Genomic DNA, 20,435 nt, shown 5'->3' with positions numbered 1-20,435 from the left:
GCGGGAAGGGAAGTGTCGAATCGAGCCGGGGCTCGATTCGATGTTCAACCAATTAGTGGGTGTGGGACTGCCGCGGCTCAGGTGGGAACGGTGGCAAAAGCCGGGTGGGCAAGGCGACGCGGCAAGCACTGCACTGCGCCGGGCGGGCGTGGCATTGGCGTCGGACTGTCACTCGCACCGGCTTCGGCGCACCGCCGCGCGTGCAGGATGCCTGCGGCTGGACCGCCGAAACGCTCTCTACCTGCGCTCTTCTCCATCCGAGGCGCATCGGGTCGAACGCCGACCGTCCTGCACGCGGTGAGTCTGTCGCAGGCGGACGACGGCTGCGTCGTCCGCTGCGGGCACTTCGCGTGGCGATGTCCAGAGGTAAGAAAAAGACAAAATCTGCGACCCCCGTCTCAGTACTTCGAATGCCGGAGCCAATGGCTCTGGCGGACGATTTGGGCATGCTGCGGATGAGCACTCCGTCGCCGTATCGTCCGGCGGCCATTGGCGCCGTTGAAAACACTAGATGTGGCACACACGGATGAGAAATAGCTATGCCGGATCACCTATGCTCTGCAAGCATGGATGTAGATCTTCGCCACCTGCGGTACTTCCTCGCCGTTGCTGAGGACGGCGGATTCAGCGCAGCGGGCCGCAGACTCCATGTGGCCCAGCCGACCCTGACCCGCTGTGTCCGGTCCCTGGAGGACGCCCTGGGCGTCCGGCTCTTCGACCGCACGACGCGAAGAACGCAACTCACGGCCAAGGGCCGGCGGCTGCACGACGAACTGGTCCCGGTGCTGCGCAAGTTGGAGGCGACCCTGGACGGCATACGGGTGGGCGAGCAACTGCGGCTGGGCTTCAGCTGGGGGCTGCCCGACGGCCTGTCACTGATGGCGGCCTCCTTCGCCGAGGAAGCCGGCGTCCGGGTGGAGTTCGTCCGCTGCGACACCCCGCTCGCCGGACTCGACACCGGAGCGGTGGACCTGGCCCTTCTCCGGGGAGAGTCCCTTCCCCGGCACCTGCGCAGTGTCTTCCTCTACGAGGAGAGGCGGGTCGCGGCGGTTCCCGGGCACTGGGCGCTGGCCGAGCGGGACGAGCTCGCCTGGGAGGAACTGGCGGACTGGCCGCTGATCGTCAACACCGTCAGCGGCGTGACGTTCCCTCACATGTGGGCCGCCGAGCGACGCCCGGTCCTGGGTGCGGAGTGCTCCAACTACGACGAGTGGCTGGAGAAGGTGGCGGCAGGCCTCGGCGTGGGAACCGCGCCCGAGGACTCCACACGCCGCTACCACCATCCCGCGGTGCGTTTCATCCCCCTGCGTGACGCCCCCACGGTCCGCCTGCACCTGGCCTATCCCGCACACGGTTCTCACCCCCAGGCGCCGAGGTTCGCCGAGACCGTGTGGGCCGACGCGAGCACGGGCCGGCTCTCCCGAACCGACCCGAGAGCCGCGGCACACGGTGCCGGCCGCGCGACGGCGAGCGGCTGAACGAATTGGCGAACCGCCCGGCCGGGGCGTCCTTCGAGGATGGCCGAGCTCCAGGGCCGCGCCCCTGCTGTTCCCGCGGGCTTCGAGAACTTCGCCGACCGGCGGCCCCCACCGGCGCCGTATGCTGCCGGGAAGACCCGGCAGGCAACCGGTGGACCGGCCGGCAACCGCTAGAGGAGACAACCCCGTGAAGGTCGGCTGCATCGGACTCGGTGACATCGCGCAGAAGGCCTACCTGCCGGTGCTCGGCGCACAGCCGGGGGTCGAACTGCATCTGCAGACGCGTACGCCCGCGACGCTCGCCCGCGTCGCCGACGGTCTGCACCTTCCGGCGGGGCAGCGGCACGAGAGCCTCGACTCACTCCTCGCCCAGGGCCTCGACGCCGCCTTCGTGCACGCGCCCACCGTGGCGCACCCGGAGATCGTGACCCGGCTGCTGGAGGCGGGCGTACCGACGTACGTCGACAAGCCGCTCGCCTATCGACTGGCCGAGTCCGAGCGGCTGGTGGCGCTCGCCGAGCGGCGGCAGGTGAGCCTCGCCGTCGGCTTCAACCGGCGTTACGCCCCCGGCTATGCGCAGTGCGCCGACCATCCGCGCGAGCTGATCCTCATGCAGAAGAACCGCATCGGGCTGCCGGAGGAGCCGCGCTCGATGATCCTGGACGACTTCATCCACGTCGTGGACACCCTGCGCTTTCTCGCGCCGGGCCCGGTCGACGACGTGACCGTGCGCGCCCGCGTCGAGGGCGGGCTGCTGCACCACGTCGTGCTGCAGCTCGCCGGGGACGGCTTCACCGCACTCGGTGTGATGAACCGGCTCAGCGGCTCGGCCGAGGAGATCCTGGAGGTGTCCGGGCAGGACACCAAGCGGCAGGTCCTCAACCTCGCCGAGGTCATCGACCACAAGGGCCAGCCGACCGTGCGGCGCCGCGGCGACTGGGTGCCGGTGGCCCGGCAGCGCGGCATCGCGCAGGCGGTGCTCGCCTTCCTCGACGCCGTGCGTGCCGGCAAGGTGCTCAGCGCCCGGGACGCGCTGGCGACCCATGAGCTGTGCGAGCAGGTCGTACGCGCGGTTCAGGAGCGGGCCGCCTGAGCCGCGGCCGCAGGGTCCGCATCCCCTCGCTGACACACCAGGCGGCCATGATCAGCAGCGCCGCGTACACCGGCCACTCGCCGAAGCGGGCGTAGGGCGTGGTGCCACCGGCCAGCGGCACCTCGTAGACCGCGCTCGTGCTCTCGCTCGTACCCAGCCACGAACCGATGCGCTCGCCGCTCGGGCCGTACACGGCCGAGACGCCGGTCAGCGTCGCGTGCACCATCGGCCGGCCCGTCTCGGCGGCCCGCAGCGCGGCCAGCGAGGCGTGCTGCTCCGGCGCCCAGCTCTGCTGGAACGTCGACGTCGCCGACTGGGCGATCAGCACCTCGGCGCCGTCGTCCGCGAGATTGCGGCTCATGTCGGAGAACGCCGACTCGAAGCAGACCATCGGGCCGATGCGCAGCCCGTGCCCGGCATCCATCACGACCTGCTGGGTGCCCCGCCTGCGGTCCTCGGCGGCCGCCTTGCCCACGGAGGTCGCCCAGCCGAGCATCGAGCGCATCGGTATGTACTCCCCGAACGGGACCAGGCGCATCTTGTCGTAGCGGGCGCCGGTCCGGCCGTCCGGGCCGATGAGGATCGAGCTCTTGTAGATACCGGGTTTGTCGGAGCGCCGCGCATCCACGTTGACCAGGATGTCCGCCCCCGTCTCGCGCGACAGTGCCGCGAGCCGACGCGCGAAGTCGGGCCGGTCGTCGAGGTCGAAGCCGACGCTGCTCTCGCCCCAGACGACCAGGTCGACGCCCTGGCCGGCCAGCTCGCGGGTGAGCTGCTCCTCCCGGTCGAAACGCCGGTCGGCCGCGCCGGCGCCCTCGATCACACCGGGCTGCACGACGGCGATCCGGACCCGGTCGTGGACGTCGGGGCGCGGGGACCAGACCCAGACGGCCGAGGTGGCGACCGCCGTGGCGAGCAGACCGGCCACCGCGGGTGTCCGGGAGCTGCGCACCACCACCAGCACGGCGACCGCGACATTGACCGCCACCACCAGGAAGCTGATCAGCCACACCCCGCCCACCGAGGCGATCCGCAGCGCGGGCTCCACCTCCCACTGGCTGGAGCCCAGCACGCCCCACGGCCCGCCGAGCCCCTGCCAGGAGCGGACGAGCTCGACCATCAGCCAACCGGACGGCAGGACGACGAGCGCCGCCGCCACTCGGCCGGCGGAGGGTCTCGGCGGGGCCAGGAAGCGCCGCACCAGCCAGCCCCAGGGGGCCCACAGCGCGCCGAGCAGGGCGGCGATGACGAACGTGAACACATGCAGGTTCGGCAGCAGCCAGTGGTGCATCGCCAGCATGAAGCCGAAGCCGCCCCACCAGCCGTCGTACAGGGCCCGCTGCCCGGTCGGCGCGGCGCGCAGCAGCGCGATCCACGGGACCAGGGCGACGTACGCGAACCACCACAGCGACGGCTCGGGGAACGCGAGCACGGGCAGCGCACCGGCCAACACGGCTGCGGTCGAACGCCGCCACGGCGAGCCGAGCCAGTGGCTGATCGTCTTCATGCGGCGTCTCCCTACCCGTGGTCCTTCCAGTGTGCTCGCAGGCACTGACAGTGGGACAGTGGGCGCCCGCTCAGTCGATCACCGTCGGCGCCCGTTCGGGCAGACGGCGCCATTTCTCCTGTACGACGACCTCGCGCAGCCGCCAGCCTTCGTAGGTCCGCAGCAGCCCGAACGAGTACCGGCCGCCGCACACGAAGTCGGGCGCGGAGGTGCCTTCGCCGTTGCTGTCGGCGAACCGCATCGGATTGACGTAGTCCGCCTGGACCCTGGCCGAGTCGCCGGTGTCCTGCTCCAGCGTCCCGAAGCGCACCCGGCGGTTGACGATGAGATGCTGCCGCATCGAGAACAGCCGCATGCTCTCCGCGAGCCACGCTGCGACACTTCCGGCGTCTCCCTCGATACCGCCGGCCGAGCGGTAGTCCGCGCGACCGTCGGACGTGAACAGACTCCGGTACGCCGTCCAGTCCGCGTCGTCCACGGCCACCGCGTAGTCGGTGATCACTCCGTCGACCGCGAGCCGGTCCCTCAGGGTGGCGAGTTCCACACGCTGCGTCATCGGCTCAGTGTTGAGCATGAGGTGGGCGGAGCCAAGAGGGCGTGCAGCGATATTCGGTGGATGCCGGGGGAGAGGACGGCGATGCTGTCCTCCGTGAACGATCAGAACGACCAGCACGTCCAGCAGGAACCCAGGTTCCGCATACGCGCACATCACACCGAGTCCACGCTGACGGTCTACCAGGCCTACCAGCCCGGGATCGGCCTCGCCGCCGCCCGCGACGGCCGCTTTCCGTCATCCTGGAGCCGTGACCGGATGACCTGGATCAAGCCGTCGTTCCTGTGGATGATGTACCGCTGCGGCTGGGCCATGAAGGAGAGCCAGGAGACGGTCCTCGCCGTCGAGATCAGCCGGGAGGGCCTGGTCTGGGCCCTTCGCCATGCGTGCCTCTCGCACTACGTCCCCGAGCTGCACGGCGAGCGGAGTGACTGGAAGCGGCAGTTGAGGGCGGCGCCCGCGCGTGTGCAGTGGGATCCGGAGCGGGATCTGCATCTCGACGCTCTGCCGTACCGCTCGCTGCAACTGGGGCTCGCGGGTGAGGCGACGGCGCGGTACGCGGACGAGTGGATCGTCGGCATCGAGGACGTGACGCCGCTCGCGAGGGAGATCCACGCGTGCGTGCGGGCGGGTGAACTGGAGCGTGCGGCCGAGTTGTTGCCGCAGGAGCGGCCCGTTCCGCTGGAGGACGACGTCCTTGCTCATCTACGGGCCTAGGGACGCTTCAATCCGCCTCGGTCGTCAATCCGCCTCGATCGTCAAGCCGCCTCGATGACGGCGCTGCGGATCGCGGCCGCCCACTCGACGACCAACAGCTCGTACTCCGCGCGCTCCTGAGCCGACAGTGAGCCGCCCGCGCGCAGCCACAGGGCGCGTATCTCCTCGTTCACCTCGGCAGCAGACCGCACGGAACCAGGGCGTAAGGAAAGGGGGGACATGCGGACAAGCCTAGGGGCAAGGACTGACAGCGCGCTACCGGACGGCTACACAGAACGTATGTGATTGGTCACGGATCTCCGCACGGAGCCCCTCGTACTGACTGACGGGTCAGTGAAACCGGGTGTTCGGCCGCCCCCCCAAACTCGGCTCGTCAGCCCGCCGACTCCGCGGCGTGCGGGCTCAGGACGCCCGCCGTCACCAGGGCGATGATGAGGATGCCGAGGGCGATGCGGTACCAGACGAAGGGCATGAAGCTCTTGGTCGAGATGAACTTCATGAACCAGGCGATGACCGCGTAACCGGACGCGAAGGCGATCACCGTGGCGAAGATCGTCGGGCCCCAGGAGACGTGGCCGCTCTCCATCGCGTCCTTGAGCTCGAAGAGGCCGGAGGCGAGCACCGCGGGGATCGCGAGGAGGAAGGAGTAGCGGGCCGCGGCCTCACGGTTGTAGCCCATGAAGAGGCCGCCGCTGATGGTGGCGCCGGAGCGGGAGACCCCGGGGATGAGGGCCATGGCCTGGCACATGCCGTAGATGAGGCCGTCGCGCGCGTTCAGGTCCTCAAGTCCCTTGCGCTGCTTGGCGGCGCGGTGCCGGCCGCCCGACTCGTCACGGGCCGCCAGGCGGTCGGCGACGCCGATGATGATGCCCACGACGATCAGCATCGTCGCGGTGATGCGCAGATCACGGAAGGGCCCCTCGATCTGGTCCTTGAACGCCAGGCCGAGCACACCGATCGGGATCGAGCCGACGATCACCAGCCAGCCCATCTGCGCGTCGTGGTCCCGTCGCATCTCCTTGCTGGTCAGCGACCGCAGCCATGCCGAGATGATCCGCCCGATGTCCTTGCGGAAGTAGATCAGCACCGCGGCCTCCGTGCCGATCTGGGTGATCGCGGTGAAGGCCGCGCCGGGGTCCTCCCAGCCCGAGAACGCCGCGGTCAGCCGCAGATGCGCGCTGGAGGACACGGGGAGGAACTCGGTCAGTCCCTGGACGAGTCCGAGGATGAGTGATTCGAACCAAGACATGAAGGTAGGGAGTCCAAGTGCTGATCGTGGCAAGGAGTGACGGGGACACCGCGTCGGCGGCGCAGTGATCGCGAGTGTCGAGGGGCAGCGTAGCGTCCCGCGGTGACGGCTCCGGCACAGGGGGGCGGGGGCTGAAGCCCGCCGGGCCCGTCATCCCGGTGTTGACCTGCGGCGGGGCCGCCGCACGCGGTACTGCGGACCGAAAGCGCTTGCCGTGTCCCTGGTGGGCGTGGGTCTGGCCGCCGTATCGGTCAGGCCGCCGTCGGCCCCGCCACCGACCAGCCGGGTGCCTGGGGGTGGGCCTTGAGGTCCTCGTGGTGCACCGCGTCGCCGCAGGCGCGGCAGGTGACGACCGGGACCAGTTCGTTGCCGCAGACGTGCTCGATCACCATGGGGCGGTCGTCGTCCCCCTTCAGGTGGCGGTCGCCCCATGCCATGAGGGTCATCAGGACCGGCTCCAGCTCCAGCCCGGCCTGTGTGGGCCGGTACTCGAACCGCTGCGGGCGCTCGCTGTAGGCGCGCTTGGTCAGGATTCCGGCGTCGACCAGGCGGCGCAGCCGGGTGGCCAGGATGTCGCGCGGGGCGCCGATGTTGCGTACGAGCTGGTCGAAGCGGCCGTTGCCCAGGCATACCTCGCGCAGGACGAGCAGGGAGTACTTCTCGCCGACGAGCGCCAGGGCGTCGGCGATGGAGCAGGGGCGCGGGTCTTTGGTGGCGGCCATGGCGCTCAGTCTAGGGGAGGGTTCGACTTTCCAACTCTATTGAGTTTGATTTTCCAACTCTGCGGGCTATGGTGAGTTTGGATTTCCTACTCACCGGTAATCGAGCCGGTCGCCACACCGGCCGCAGCGCCGGTCGTCGCCCGGCGGCCAAGGAGGCCCGCACCATGCGTGACGCAGTCATCGTCGAAGCCGTACGCACCCCGATGGGCAAGGGCAGGCCGAACGGCGCCCTGGCGCACGTCCATCCCGTCGAGCTCCTCGCCCACACCCTGCGCACCCTCGTCGAGCGCTCGGGCGTGGACCCGGCGCTGATCGACGACGTCATCGGCGGCACCGTCGACCAGGTCGGCGAGCAGGCCATGAACACCACCCGCTACGCCGCCCTGTCGGCGGGGTTCCCGGAGACGGTGCCCGCGACCACCGTGGACCGTCAGTGCGGCTCCTCCCAGCAGGCCGTGCACTTCGCGGCCCAGGGAGTCATCTCGGGCGCGTACGACCTGGTCGTCGCCTGTGGCGTCGAGTCGATGAGCCGGGTCCCGATGTGGTCGAACGTGCCGCCCGGCAAGGACCCCTTCGGCCCCGGCGTCGCCGAGCGCTACCCGGAAGGGCTCGTGCCGCAGGGCGTCAGCGCCGAGCTGATCGCCGCCAAGTGGTCGATCACGCGCGAGCAGATGGACGCGTTCGCCGTCTCCTCGCACCGCAAGGCGGCCGCCGCCTGGGACCAGGGCCTCTTCGACGCCGAGGTCGCGCCCCTGGAGGGCGTCTCGCGCGACGAGTGCGTACGCCCCGGCAGCACCCCCGAGATCCTGGCCGGCCTCAAGCCCGCGTACTACGACCCGGCCTTCGCGGAGCGCTTCCCGCAGATCGAGTGGAACGTCACCGCGGGCAACGCCAGCCCCATCAACGACGGTGCCTCCGCCGTCCTCGTCACCTCAAGTGAGACCGCGGCCCGTCTGGGCCTGCGCCCCCTCGCCCGGCTGCACAGCTTCGCCGTGACCGGCTCCGACCCGATCCTCATGCTCACCGGAGTGATCCCGGCGACGGAGAAGGTGCTGCGCCGGGCGAGCCTGTCCCTCGGCGACATCGACCTCTTCGAGATCAACGAGGCGTTCTCCAGCGTCGTCCTGGCCTGGCAGCAGGAGACCGGCGCCGACCTCGCCAAGGTCAATGTGAACGGCGGCGCCATCGCGATCGGCCATCCGCTCGGCGCGAGCGGCACCCGGCTGACGACGACCCTGGTCCACGCCATGCGCGAGCGCGGCGCCCGCTATGCCCTGCAGACGATGTGCGAGGCGGGCGGCCTCGCCAACGCGATGATCATCGAGGCGGTCTGAGAGCGGCCTGAGCGTCGCCACCAAGCCGGTCCGAGGGTCCGCCGTTGAGTCGCTCCGGACATCCGCCATTGAGTCGCTCCGGACATCCGCCATTGAGTCGGTCTGAACGTCGGCCCCGAAGCCGGTCGGAAGCCGGCCCTGGTCCGACCGGCTCAGTGGCGGCGCAGGTGGTGGCGTTTGCGCCAGGCCACCACCGCGCCCGCGAGAGCCGGCAGCGCGATCGCGGCCACGGCGATCAGGAACACCGGGGACGTCGGCTGCGAGGCCCGGGCCCCGGCGACGACATAGGCGCCGATGTTGGGGATCGACCCGAGCGCCGTGGCGAGCAGGAAGGGGAAGTAGCCCATGCGGGAGACGGCGGCGGCGTAGTTCGCGGCCCAGAACGGCACCCCCGGGAACAGCCGCACCGCCAGCATCGACCGGAAACCGTGCTTGCTGAACTGCTTGTCCGCCGCCTTCAGCAGTCGCCCGCGCAGCAGCGGGCGCAGGGCTTCCTGGCCGAGCATCCGGCCCAGCGCGAAGGAGATCCCGGCGCCGATCACGGTGCCGGCCATGGCGGCGCCCATGCCCAGCGCCGAGCCGAAGAGCGCGCCCGCCGCGAGGTTCAGCAGCGGCCGCGGCACGAACGCCACCGTGACCAGCCCGTACACCACGGCGAACAGCACCACCGCGGCCGGGCCCCCGACCTGGGGTGGCCAGCCGTGCGCCAGGAGCTTGTGCGGCTCGAAGAGCAGCACGGACGTCGCGCCCGCCGCGAGCAGGACCAGCAGCAGGGACAGCCGGGACCACGGTGAGAGCAGCACTCTCGTGCAGCGCACGGCAAGAGTCGCGGGGACGGGCGCCGGAACGGGCGCGGGGACGGTGAGCTCCGTGGCGGCGGCCCCCGAAGAGGCCGTTGCGGTGCCCCCAGAGCGGGTGGTGGCATCGAGCATTCGGCGACAGTAACCGACAAAGATGTGTGATCGCCGTATGGTTCGTCTCATGGGCGTCACAGGTACGGGAACACTGGAAGTACCGCGCAGTGTCCTGGCCGACACCGTACTGGAGCGGCTCACCGCCACCTACGGCGCGGCGGCCGACCCCGGACGTGCCGTGTCCATGCGGGCGTACATGAAGGACGTGGCCCCTTTCCTGGGCCTTACGACCCCGGCCCGCCGCGCGCTGTCCCGCGCCGTCGTCCAGGGCACACCCCGCCCCGGCGAGGCCGACTGCACCGCCATCGCCCTGCGCTGCTGGCAGCTGCCGGAGCGCGAGTACCACTACTTCGCCGTCGACTATCTGCGCCGGCACGTGGGGCGCTGCTCCTCCGGCTTCCTGCCGGTGGCCCGGCACCTGATCACCACCGTCTCCTGGTGGGACACCGTCGACCTGCTCGCCGCCCACGTCGTCGGCGCGATCGTCGCCACCGACCCGGAGCTCACCGCGGACATGGACGCCTGGATCGTGGACGACGACCTGTGGGTCGCCCGCACGGCCCTGCTCCACCAGCTGCGCTACAAGGAACGGACCGACACCGAACGCCTCTTCACCTACTGCCTGCGCCAGTCCGGCCACCCCGACTTCTTCATCCGCAAGGCAATCGGGTGGTGCCTGCGCGAGTACGCCAAGACCGACCCGGACGCCGTACGGGACTTCCTGGCGCGGGAACGGGGAAGGTTCGCGCCGCTGTCGGTGCGGGAGGCGCTGAAGAACATCGGCGCCTGAGGCCCGGTGCCTGAGGCTCGGCGCCCGAAGTCCCGTACCGCGAAAAACCATTCGACGTCGGGCAAGGCATCGACGATGATCGACGTCATGTTCCGGCACGCCTTCGTCCTCGCAGCATCCGCAGTCGCGGATGCTCCGAAGGCTGCCGTTCCGGTCTTCCTGGCCGCAGCCGACGGCGCCCGAAGCTGACCCTCTCCGGATAGTCCGGCGGACCCCGCAGGGGGAGGGTCGGCAAGTCCTTGGGGTCCCCATCTCCTTCGCAGAGACTTCTGCAGAGACTTCGAGGTACAGCCATGTCCAAGACGGCATACGTGCGCACCAAACCGCATCTCAACATCGGCACCATGGGTCATGTCGACCACGGCAAGACCACGTTGACGGCCGCCATCACCAAGGTGCTCGCCGAGCGGGGGTCCGGCACGTTCGTGCCCTTCGACCGCATCGACCGGGCGCCGGAGGAGGCCGCGCGCGGCATCACCATCAACATCGCGCACGTCGAGTACGAGACCGACACCCGCCACTACGCGCACGTCGACATGCCCGGCCACGCCGACTACGTCAAGAACATGGTCACCGGCGCCGCGCAGCTCGACGGGGCGATCCTCGTCGTCTCCGCGCTCGACGGGATCATGCCGCAGACCGCCGAACACGTCCTGCTCGCCCGGCAGGTGGGCGTCGACCACATCGTCGTCGCCCTCAACAAGGCCGACGCCGTCGACGACGGCGAGGACGCTGAGCTCATCGACCTCGTCGAGCTGGAGGTCCGCGACCTGCTCACCGAGCACGGCTACGGCGGCGACGCCACGCCCGTCGTACGGGTCTCGGGGCTGAAGGCGCTGGAGGGGGACCCCCAGTGGACGGCGTCCATCGAGGCGCTGCTCGACGCGGTGGACACCTACGTTCCGATGCCGGAGCGGTATGTGGACGCGCCGTTCCTGCTGCCCGTGGAGAACGTGCTCACGATCACCGGCCGGGGGACCGTCGTCACCGGGGCCGTGGAGCGGGGCACCGTGCGGGTGGGTGACCGGGTCGAAGTGCTCGGGGCCGAGGTCGAGACCGTGGTCACCGGTCTGGAGACCTTCGGCAAGCCCATGGACGAGGCGCAGGCCGGGGACAATGTGGCGCTGCTGCTGCGCGGCGTTGCGCGGGACGCCGTCCGGCGCGGGCATGTGGTCGCGGCGCCGGGGAGTGTGGTGCCGAAGCGTCGGTTCTCCGCGCAGGTGTATGTGTTGTCGACGCGCGAAGGGGGTCGGTCCACGCCGGTCTCCAGTGGGTATCGGCCGCAGTTCTACATCCGTACGGCGGATGTCGTCGGGGACGTCGACCTTGGTGAGGTAGGGGTCGCGCGGCCTGGGGAGACGGTCACGATGACCGTTGAGCTGGGGCGTGAGGTTCCTTTGGAGCCGGGGCTCGGGTTTGCCATTCGTGAGGGTGGCAGAACTGTGGGGGCGGGGACCGTGACCGCCGTCGTGTGAGGGTGGTTCGGTTCGTGGGGGAGCTGCGGGGCCGTTGTGGCTGGTCGCGCCCACGTGGCGGAGCCGCATGTTGATACAGCCCCGCGCTCCTGAAGTCGGCACAGTCGCCCACAATGGGGGAGTGAACGACTCCATACCTGTCGCCAGGGCGACCGACCGCGGCTTCGCCAAGCTCATGCCCGACGTCGATCGGAAGCGGGCCTGGCTGCTCACCGTGGACGGGGCTCCCCAGTCGTATGTCGATCTGGACGAGCCCACCCACCTGGAGTTCGAGTACGCGATCAGGCTCGGGCATGTGCTGGACAGTGTCGGGGAGTCTGGGCGGGCCCTGGACGTGGTGCATCTCGGGGGTGGGGCGCTCACCCTGCCCCGGTATGTGGCCGCCACCCGGTCCGGGTCCCGGCAGGACGTCGTCGAGGCCGACCGCGGGCTGCTGGAGCTGGTCGTCGAGCATCTGCCGCTGCCCGAGGGGTCCGGGATCGATCTGCACGCCGCCGACGCACGCGCCTGGCTGGAGGCCGCCCCCGCGGGCTCGGCCGACGTCCTCCTCGCCGACGTGTTCGGCGGTTCCCGGGTGCCCGCGCATCTGACGTCCGTCGAGTACGCCCGGGAGGCCGCGCGCGTGCTCAGGGGCGACGGGGTCTACCTCGCCAATCTCGCGGATGCCACACCGTTCGCCTTCCTGCGGTCCCAACTCGCCAATTTCGCCACCGAGTTCGAGGAACTCGCCCTGATCGCCGAGCCGGGCGTGCTGCGCGGGAGGCGCTTCGGCAACGCGGTGCTCGTCGCCGCGCACCACCCCCTCGACACCGCCGCCCTGGCCCGGCTCACCGCCTCCGACGCCTTTCCGGCGCGTGTCGAACACGGGCCCGCGCTGCGCGAGTTCATCGGCGCTGCGCGACCGGTGCGGGACGAGGACGCCGTACCGTCACCCGAGCCCCCCGACGGGACTTTCGGCATCGGCTGAGGAAGGCCGGATGCCCGCGGTCACCTGCTTGGTACGACGCCGTAGGTTCCGGACGTCCGGCACGCACAGGACCGCCGCCGTCACGACCACCACCAGCACGGCGCAGCCCCACAGCGCCGAGGCCCGCCCGAACGCCGTCTCCGCCGGGCCGGCCAGGGCCGTCGCCAGCGGGACCAGGGCGACCGAGCCGAACCAGTCGTAGGCGGCGACCCGGGACAGCTTGTCCTCTGGTATCTCCTGATGGAGCGCGGTCATCCAGGAGACGCCGAACACCTCCAGCGTCACGCCGGTCAGGAACATCACCGCGCACAGCACGGTGATCGGCACCGGTACGGCGAGTGCGGCGGACGGGAGGGCGAGCGGGAAGACGCACAGGGTGCCGGCGAGGAGCAGGCGGCGTGGCTTCCAGCGGGTCATGAGCAGGGCGCCCGCGACCGTGCCCGCCCCGAAGAAGCCCAGGGCGACGCCCCATGGACCGGCCCCGCCCAGATGGTCCCGGGCGACCAGCGGGCCGTAGACCGCGTCGGCGGCGCCGACGACCGCGTTCGCGATGGAGAACTGGACGACGATGCCCCACAGCCACGGCCGCCCGGCGAACTCCCGCCAGCCCTCCCGCAGATCGGCGAGCATGCCACCGCCCCGCGTGCGCTGCGGAACGTGACTCACGTCGAGGAACGCCCGCATCGCCCCGGCGACCGCGAAGGCCGCCGCGTCCGCCGCCAGCACCCAGCCGGGCCCGATCGCCGCCACCATGGCACCGCCGAGCGCGGCACCGCCCACCGCCGCACCTTGCATCGCCATCCGGAACACCGCGAACGCCCGGCTCGCCTGCTCCCCCTTGACCGACGACAGCAGCATGCCCTCGGCCGCCGGGCTGAAGAACGCCTGGCCGGTGCCGCCCAGCGCGGTCAGCAGCATCATCTGCCACAGCTGCGGCTCCCCGGCGAGGACCAGCACGGCGAAGGCGCCCTGGGAGAGGCAGTTCAGCGCGTTGGCCGCGACCATCACGCGGTGCCGGGGGAGCCGGTCCGCGACGGCGCCGCCGATCAGCAGGAAAAGCACCAGGGGCAGCGTGCGGGCCGCGGCCACCAGACCCACGTCGCCGCCGTCGCCGCCCGCCTCCAGCACGGCGAACGCCGCGGCGATCAGCGCGCCGTGACTGCCGAGGTTCGTGACGAATGCGGCGGCCGTCAGCAAGCTGTAGTTGCGGCCGGCCCAGGCGGGGCGACGAGGGCGGCGGCGGAGATCGGCGGGGGAGGTCACCGGCCGACTATCGCCGCCCGGCCCCCGATGTGCCAAGCGGATTGCAGGTCACGGGCCCTGTACGCCCGCCGCCCGGACCCGGACGGGCTGCTGCGGCGTCCTTCGTGAATACGACGCTCGTCACATCGGGTCAGGCCTGTTCCCAAATTCCTACTCGCGGGTAACATGACCGCCATGAGCGCAGACCAGATGTCCATCGGCGAGATGCTCGCCGCCACCGTGCCCATGGCGCGGACCCTGAACCTCCAGTTCCTGGAGACCACGCCGGACAAGGCCGTGGTGGCCCTGCCGGACCAGGGTGACTACCACAACCACGTGGGCGGACCGCACGCCGGTGCGATGTTCACGCTCGGCGAGTCCGCCAGCGGTGCGATCGTGCTGGCCGCGTTCGGCGAGCAGCTCTCGCGTGCCGTGCCCCTCGCCGTGCGCGCCGAGATCGCCTACAAGAAGCTCGCCATGGGCGCCGTCACCGCCACCGCGACCCTGGGCCGTCCGGCCGCGGAGGTCGTCGCGGAGCTGGACGCGGGGGAGCGGCCGGAATTCCCGGTGACGATCGAGATTCAGCGTGCGGACGGGGCCGTCACCGGCGAGATGACCGTCGTCTGGACGCTGCGGCCGAACAGCTGAGCCGGCTGCACGGTAGGAACCAGGGGCCCCGGGTGGGGCCCCTGATCACTTTCCGGACCGGGAGTGCTCAGGCCGCGAGCCGCTCCCGCCCCTCCCCGGCGTCCCCCAGCCCCGCCAGGCTACGAACTCGGGCCCCAGATCCGCCCGGTCGCACGCCAGCCGCACCACCGTGCGCAGATGGTCCGCCTTGTCGCCGGTGTCGTATCGCAGGCCGTCGAACACGACTGCGTGGACCGTCCCGCCCGCCGCCAGCTCCTGCAGTGCGTCGGTCGGCTGGATCTCGCCGCCGCGGCCGGGCGGTGTGCGGTCCAGGACGCCGAAGACGGCCGGGTCCAGGACATAGCGGCCGATGACCGCGTAGTGGCTCGGCGCCTCCTCGCGCGACGGCTTCTCCACCAGGCCGGTCACGCGGACCACGCCGTCCTCGCCGGACGGTTCCACGGCCGCGCAGCCATAGAGGTGGATCTGCTTCGGCGGGACCTCCATCAGGGCGATCACGCTGCCCTCGTAGTGGTCGCGGACCTCCAGCATCCGGCTGAGCAGGGTCTCGCGCGGGTCGATGAGGTCGTCGCCCAGCATAACGGCGAAGGGCTGTTCGCCGACGTGATGGCGGGCGCACAGCACCGCGTGGCCGAGGCCGAGCGGGTCGCCCTGGCGGATGTGGTGGATGTCGGCGAGCCGGGCCGGGTCGCGCACCGCGTCCAGCCGTACGGTGTCGCCCTTCGCGGTGAGCGCCTGCTCCAGCTCGAAGGCGTTGTCGAAGTGGTCCTCGATGGCCCGCTTGTGCCGGCCGGTGATCATCAGGACGTCGTCGAGACCGGCCGCGGCGGCCTCCTCGACGACGTACTGGATGGCCGGCTTGTCGACGACCGGCAGCATCTCCTTCGGTGTCGCCTTCGTCGCGGGCAGGAAACGGGTGCCGAGTCCCGCGGCCGGGACGACCGCCTTGCGGACCGTGCGGGCCGGGCCGGGGGCGGGTGTGGTGTGGGGGACGGTCATGCGGATCATGCTGGCGCACCGGGATGAGAGCACGCCGAGAGCAACCTCGGAGCTTCCCGTGCACTATGCGGAGTTGAAGATTCCGTGGATCAACGGTCCTTGAATGCGCACAACTTGACGCGTGATGCGATGGTGCTGTCGAATGCGGGTGCGGATACCGGCGGTAACTCTTCTGAATTCGCTGCCTTTTGAACATTGGTCACTCGAACTTCTTGTTTCCTGTGCGTTGCTTGTGCGAAAGTGAGCGACCCCGATAGCCGGTCCACAGTTGACACGGCCTAGGTATGCACCAATCACGCACCTGCTTTCCGACGGACGCACATTCCCCATGGCGTCCTGCGGCTGGGAAGGAAATGGTTCAGTGCAATCCCCCCACCCCCCACGACCGCCGTACCCGCCACGGCCCGGATTGAGCCCCGGGCGGTCCGACCGCGACCTCCTCGCGAGCCTGCGGAAGGGCGGAGCCGACGGCCACGCCGTCGCGCTGCTGATGGCGCGGCACTGGCGTGCCACCTACGACTATGCGGCCATCTGCCTGGTGTCCACGGCGAGTTCGGCCTCCATGGTGACCGCCGCGGCATTCCACCGGGTGCTCGGCCGGCCCGGTGACGGCGCGCTGCGTCCCCAACTCCTCACCGCCGTGCGGGACCTGGTGAAGGAGTGGGCGGCGGACAGCGGAATTTCCGCCCTGATGCCGGAACTCGGCAAACCGACCGGAGCGCGCGGACTGCGCGCCGCACGGTCCGCGACGCCCGAAAGGCGCCATATCGCCGAGCGCGCATTCCGGGCCCTCCCGGGCGCTTCGCAATGCCTCCTCTGGCATACCGAGGTCGAAGCGGAACCGATAACCATACCCGCTGGTCTGCTGGGGGTTGACACGGGCACCGTGTCGGCGGCCATGGAGGAGGTGCGTGAGCAATTCCGGGCGGGTTGCGTACGTGCCCACCGCGAACTCGCACCCACCCGGGAATGCCGCTACTACAACCGTCTCCTCGACGTTCCCATTCGCCGGGGCGGCGCCCTGCTGCCCGATGTCCAGCAGCATCTGATGGCGTGCCGCTACTGCCGGCACGCTGCCGAGCAGCTCAGCCATTTCGAGGGCGGCCTCGAAGTGCTGCTGGCCGAAACCGTGCTCGGCTGGGGCGCCCGGCGTTACCTCGACTCCCGGCCCGGGCGAGGCGGCTCCGGAGCGGTGTCGCCCGACCCCGGGCGGCGCGGTGGCCGGCACCGCCCGGTGCGGCTCGCCCCGCCGCGCGGGCGCGCCAAGGCCGTCGCCGTGGGTGTCGGGCTGACCTCCCTCGCCCTGCTCGTGACCGTGCTCACCGCAAAGGGCTGGTCCGAGGAGAGCGGCGTTCCCGACGCGCAGGCCACCTGGGGCGTGCCCAGTGGCCAGTCCGTGCGCCCGAGCGCCGTGGACAAGCCCTCCTCCGGCGGATCGCCGTCGGCCGCCTCGGCCGAGGACCCCGTCGCGATCGCCCAGGGCACGCTCCGCAACATCGACCGCGGCCTGTGCCTGGACCTCCGCGACGGCGAGATCCGCAGCGGTGCTCCGGCCGAGCTGGCGCAGTGCTCCGCCTCCGCGTCCCAGCAGTGGTCGTACCAGGACAGCGGTCTGCTGCGCAGCGCCGCCGAGCCCACCCTCTGCCTCGACTCCGACCGCGACAAGGGCACGGTCGTCCTGGCCGACTGCCTCGCGCACGCCGGCGAGGTGCGCTACGACCTCACCGTCCACGGCGAACTGCTGCCGCGCCGGTCCGGGGGACTGGCGGTCGCGGGCGGCGAGGACGAGAGCGTGACGCTCGCCGACCGGGACGGCTCCGATGCGCAGCGCTGGGTGCTGGGCGGCGGGCTCGCGGGAGCGCCGAAGCCCGAGCAGCAGAAGAAGAAGGGGAAGGAGGAGGGCGGACCGGACGCCGAGGGGGAGAGCAGCACACCCGCGGTCCCCGGGTCCGGGCGCGAGTCGCCGGACGCCGCCGCCCCCGAGCGGGCCGAGGGCGAGTCCCCGGAGGACGAGTCGGACCAGCCGTCGGAGCAGCCGGAGCCGGAGTACGAGACGCGGTACGTCCACGACGACTCCGGCGGGTACTCCGGCGACGAGACCGAGCCAGCCGCCCCTGCCGACGCCGTCGGAGCCGTCGTGACCCTCCCGGCCCATGAGCCGGCCACCGCCTCCGAGGTCGCCAGGACCACCGCGGCGACGACGCTCGAATCCGCCGTCCGCCAGTCGACAAGTCAGGAAGTCAAGTAGTCAGTTGGCAGGGGCCGCCGCCGCATCGCGGTGGCCCCTCCTCCGCTTCCCGACCTCTCTTCGGTTCCCGCCCCTCCATTCCCCGAAGGCATTCGGCCGTTTTCCCATCAGCCTCGTTCACATCATTGACACGAGTCACTGACGTTCATAGTTTTCCCGCCGCACTCGTGTGTCCCCTGCGGACTCAAGTGGAGGTGGACCGTTGATCCGTCGTATGTCCGTCGCCCTGCTGGCCCTCGCGGCCGCGCTCGTCACTCCCGTCCCCGCGCAGGCCGCCGACCCTCCCACCGTCCGGACGGACGCGGGGTGGGTCCGAGGTGAAAGCACCACCGAGGGACGGCAGTTCCTCGGGATCCCCTACGCCGAGCCACCCGTCGGCGTACTCCGCTGGAAGGAGCCGCGGCCGGTCCGGCCCTGGCAAGGGGTACGTACGGCACGGGACTTCGGCAACAAGTGTGTGCAGAGCGCGAGTTGGGACCCCGGCTACGAGCAGCCCAGCCACACCGAGGACTGCCTCGACCTCAATGTGTACGTCCCCGAGGGTGCCGCCCGTCGTGCCGTGCTGGTCTGGTTCCACGGCGGAGGGCTCACCGCCGGGGCCGGTCAGGACGTCGTCCCCGACACCTTCGCACGGCAGACCGGCACGGTCGTCGTGACCGTCAACTACCGCCTCGGGGCGATGGGCTTCCTCGCCACATCCGGCCTCGACGGTGAGGTGAGTGACGGGGTCTCCGGCAACTTCGGCATGCTCGACCAGCAGGCCGCGCTGCGCTGGGTGCGCGCCAACATCGGCGGCTTCGGCGGCGACCCCGGCCGCGTCACCATCGCGGGCGAGTCGGCGGGCGGCCGCTCGGTCTGCACCCAGCTGGCCTCGCCGCCGGGCAAGGGGCTGTTCCGGGCCGGGATCATCCAGAGCGGGGCGTACGGAGACTGCGGTGCGCGCACGCACGCGACGGCCGTGGCCGAGGGCGCCGCCTTCGCTCAGCAGCTGGGCTGCACCGACCTGGCCTGTCTGCGCGCCAAGCCCGCCTCCGAGATCCTGGCAGCTCAGAGCAGGTTCGACTGGGGTCCGGTGGTGGGCGGCGCCTTCCTGCCGAGGCAGCCGGAGGAGGCGTTCGCGCGCGGGGCCGCGCGCGGCGTGCCGGTCATGAACGGGGCGAACCAGGACGAGGGCCGGCTGTTCGCCTTCGCCCGCTTCGACCTGAACGGCACTGCGCTCACCGCCGAGCAGTACCCGAGCGTCATGCGGGCGGACTACGGCGACGAGGCCCTCGCGCGCTACCCCCTCGCGTCGTACCCGTCCCCGACCATCGCCTACGCCACCGCCCAGGGCGACCAGTCCTTCGCCTGCCCGGCGCTCCGCCTCGACGGCACCCTTGCCGGACGCGGCAAGGTCTACGCGTACGAGTTCGCCGACCGCACCTCCCCGCCCTTCGCCTCCCTGCGCAATCTCGGCACGGACTTCGACTTCGGCGCGACCCACGTCAACGAGGTGCAGTACCTCTTCAAGCACTTCGGCCTGCGGTCGCCGCTGAACGCCGAGCAGCGGAGTCTGGCGCGGCAGATGATCCAATACTGGGGGTCCTTCGTCCGTGACGGAGTGCCGCGCGCCACAGGACAGCCCGCGATGCCGTCCCGGCCCGGCGCCGTACTGACCCTCCGCGCCATGTCTGCCGGCGGAAACGTGCTGAGCGCCACCACGCATCGTGAGCATCGGTGCAACCTGTGGGACACCGAGACCGTCACTCATAACGGGTAGGCTGCCCGGCGCACGCCCACAGCCGGGCGTGCGCCCGGGAACACAGGGTCCAGGACTTGGGAGGAAGAGGCGTTGCACGTCCAGGAATGGCTCGAAACGGTGCCACCGCTCGCCATCTATCTGCTGGTCGGCGTGGTCATCGGACTGGAGAGCCTGGGCATTCCGCTGCCCGGCGAGATCATTCTGGTCTCCTCGGCGCTGCTCGCCTCGCAGCACGGTGAGATCGACCCCTTCGTGCTCGGTGCCTGCGCCAGCGCGGGCGCGATCATCGGCGACTCCATCGGCTACGCCATCGGCCGCAAGGGCGGCCGGCCGCTGCTGGCCTGGCTGGGCAAGAAGTTCCCCAAGCACTTCAGCGAGGGCCATATCGCCACCGCCGAGCGGTCCTTCCAGAAGTGGGGCATGTGGGCCGTGTTCTTCGGCCGCTTCGTCGCCCTCCTGCGCATCTTCGCCGGCCCCCTCGCGGGCGTCCTGCGGATGCCGTACTGGAAGTTCCTGACGGCCAACGTCCTCGGCGGCATCCTCTGGGCCGGCGGCACGACCGCGGTCATCTACTACGTCGGCGTCGTCGCCGAGTCCTGGCTGAAGCGCTTCTCGTGGCTGGGCCTGGTGGCCGCGGTCCTGATCGGCCTCACCTCGATGCTGATCATCAAGCGCAAGGCGAAGAAGGCCCAGACGGCACACCAGGAGCCGGAACCGGTGGCCGCCGGGGACTGATCCTCCCTGAGGGGCGCGGGGCC

General features: G+C 70.8%; 19 protein-coding genes. 11 read left to right on the top strand and 8 right to left on the bottom strand.

Annotation, left to right across the window (positions count from 1 at the left end; all coding sequences use genetic code 11):
• The first annotated feature begins 566 nt into the window (after positions 1–566).
• Together POF73_RS27370 and POF73_RS27365 are read left to right on the top strand one after the other, a co-directional pair.
• Positions 567–1,478 (top strand): LysR family transcriptional regulator, encoded by a 912-nt coding sequence (locus tag POF73_RS27370; protein WP_272120636.1) that lies wholly within the window; start codon positions 567–569, stop codon positions 1,476–1,478.
• Between the two features lie 187 nt (positions 1,479–1,665).
• The gene (locus POF73_RS27365) at positions 1,666–2,571 is read left to right on the top strand and encodes a Gfo/Idh/MocA family protein (RefSeq protein WP_272120633.1); all 906 of its coding nucleotides are present in this window, start codon (positions 1,666–1,668) and stop codon (positions 2,569–2,571) included.
• Here POF73_RS27365 and lnt read toward each other — a convergent pair.
• Positions 2,495–4,078 (bottom strand): apolipoprotein N-acyltransferase, encoded by a 1,584-nt coding sequence (lnt, locus tag POF73_RS27360; protein ID WP_272120630.1) that lies wholly within the window; start codon positions 4,076–4,078, stop codon positions 2,495–2,497. The two genes, POF73_RS27365 and lnt, sit on opposite strands and share 77 nt — an antisense overlap.
• Positions 4,079–4,148: 70 nt before the next feature.
• Entirely contained in the window at positions 4,149–4,634 is a 486-nt protein-coding gene (locus POF73_RS27355; protein ID WP_272120627.1) for a nuclear transport factor 2 family protein, read from the bottom strand.
• Between the two features lie 81 nt (positions 4,635–4,715).
• Here POF73_RS27355 and POF73_RS27350 point away from each other — a divergent pair, with 81 nt between their 5' ends.
• Positions 4,716–5,348 carry a DUF4291 domain-containing protein gene (locus tag POF73_RS27350; protein WP_443049656.1) on the top strand — a complete coding sequence of 211 codons (633 nt, stop codon included), beginning with the start codon at positions 4,716–4,718 and terminating at the stop codon, positions 5,346–5,348.
• 41 nt (positions 5,349–5,389) lie between these two features.
• Here POF73_RS27350 and POF73_RS27345 read toward each other — a convergent pair whose 3' ends face one another.
• From POF73_RS27345 to POF73_RS27335, 3 genes are all read right to left on the bottom strand, one after another.
• Entirely contained in the window at positions 5,390–5,569 is a 180-nt protein-coding gene (locus POF73_RS27345; protein ID WP_272120621.1) for a hypothetical protein, read from the bottom strand.
• Positions 5,570–5,721: 152 nt separating this feature from the next.
• Positions 5,722–6,597 carry an undecaprenyl-diphosphate phosphatase gene (locus POF73_RS27340; RefSeq protein ID WP_272120618.1) on the bottom strand — a complete coding sequence of 292 codons (876 nt, stop codon included), beginning with the start codon at positions 6,595–6,597 and terminating at the stop codon, positions 5,722–5,724.
• Between the two features lie 251 nt (positions 6,598–6,848).
• The gene (locus POF73_RS27335; protein ID WP_272120615.1) at positions 6,849–7,319 is read right to left on the bottom strand and encodes a winged helix-turn-helix transcriptional regulator; all 471 of its coding nucleotides are present in this window, start codon (positions 7,317–7,319) and stop codon (positions 6,849–6,851) included.
• Positions 7,320–7,483: 164 nt separating this feature from the next.
• On the opposite strand from POF73_RS27335, the gene POF73_RS27330 reads away from it, so the two are divergent.
• Positions 7,484–8,653, top strand: coding sequence for a thiolase family protein (locus tag POF73_RS27330; protein WP_272120614.1), 1,170 nt, complete (start codon positions 7,484–7,486; stop codon positions 8,651–8,653).
• A 152-nt stretch (positions 8,654–8,805) separates the two neighbouring features.
• On the opposite strand, the gene POF73_RS27325 is transcribed toward POF73_RS27330, so the two are convergent.
• Positions 8,806–9,585 (bottom strand): TVP38/TMEM64 family protein, encoded by a 780-nt coding sequence (locus POF73_RS27325; RefSeq protein ID WP_272120611.1) that lies wholly within the window; start codon positions 9,583–9,585, stop codon positions 8,806–8,808.
• 49 nt (positions 9,586–9,634) lie between these two features.
• On the opposite strand from POF73_RS27325, the gene POF73_RS27320 reads away from it, so the two are divergent.
• The 3 genes from POF73_RS27320 to POF73_RS27310 all read left to right on the top strand — a co-directional run bounded on the left by POF73_RS27320 (position 9,635) and on the right by POF73_RS27310 (position 12,799).
• Positions 9,635–10,357 carry a DNA alkylation repair protein gene (locus tag POF73_RS27320; RefSeq protein WP_272120608.1) on the top strand — a complete coding sequence of 241 codons (723 nt, stop codon included), beginning with the start codon at positions 9,635–9,637 and terminating at the stop codon, positions 10,355–10,357.
• Between the two features lie 293 nt (positions 10,358–10,650).
• Complete coding sequence (gene tuf / locus POF73_RS27315) at positions 10,651–11,832, top strand: elongation factor Tu (protein ID WP_272120605.1); 1,182 nt, start codon at positions 10,651–10,653, stop codon at positions 11,830–11,832.
• A 121-nt stretch (positions 11,833–11,953) separates the two neighbouring features.
• Positions 11,954–12,799, top strand: coding sequence for a spermidine synthase (locus POF73_RS27310; RefSeq protein ID WP_272120602.1), 846 nt, complete (start codon positions 11,954–11,956; stop codon positions 12,797–12,799).
• Here the strand turns inward: POF73_RS27310 and POF73_RS27305 are convergent.
• Positions 12,761–14,062: an MFS transporter gene (locus POF73_RS27305; protein ID WP_272120599.1), complete on the bottom strand. Its 1,302-nt coding sequence runs from the start codon at positions 14,060–14,062 to the stop codon at positions 12,761–12,763. The genes POF73_RS27310 and POF73_RS27305 overlap by 39 nt on opposite strands.
• A gap of 165 nt (positions 14,063–14,227) precedes the next feature.
• Between POF73_RS27305 and POF73_RS27300 the strand changes: the two genes are divergently transcribed.
• Entirely contained in the window at positions 14,228–14,689 is a 462-nt protein-coding gene (locus POF73_RS27300) for a DUF4442 domain-containing protein (RefSeq protein ID WP_272120596.1), read from the top strand.
• Between the two features lie 45 nt (positions 14,690–14,734).
• Here the strand turns inward: POF73_RS27300 and galU are convergent, their stop codons facing one another.
• Entirely contained in the window at positions 14,735–15,688 is a 954-nt protein-coding gene (gene galU, locus POF73_RS27295) for a UTP--glucose-1-phosphate uridylyltransferase GalU (RefSeq protein ID WP_272120594.1), read from the bottom strand.
• Between the two features lie 361 nt (positions 15,689–16,049).
• On the opposite strand from galU, the gene POF73_RS27290 reads away from it, so the two are divergent.
• From POF73_RS27290 to POF73_RS27280, 3 genes are all read left to right on the top strand, one after another.
• Positions 16,050–17,936, top strand: coding sequence for a ricin-type beta-trefoil lectin domain protein (locus tag POF73_RS27290; RefSeq protein ID WP_272120592.1), 1,887 nt, complete (start codon positions 16,050–16,052; stop codon positions 17,934–17,936).
• Positions 17,937–18,138: 202 nt separating this feature from the next.
• Positions 18,139–19,695 (top strand): carboxylesterase/lipase family protein, encoded by a 1,557-nt coding sequence (locus POF73_RS27285; RefSeq protein WP_272120589.1) that lies wholly within the window; start codon positions 18,139–18,141, stop codon positions 19,693–19,695.
• 72 nt (positions 19,696–19,767) lie between these two features.
• On the top strand, positions 19,768–20,412 hold the full coding sequence (locus POF73_RS27280) for a DedA family protein (protein ID WP_272120587.1): 645 nt from the start codon (positions 19,768–19,770) through the stop codon (positions 20,410–20,412).
• Positions 20,413–20,435: the final 23 nt, after the last annotated feature.

The organism is Streptomyces sp. HD (assembly GCF_028369295.1).
GTDB lineage: Bacteria > Actinomycetota > Actinomycetes > Streptomycetales > Streptomycetaceae > Streptomyces.
Note: the sequence above shows the minus strand (reverse complement) of the source record. Positions and strands in the feature narration are given on the sequence as shown.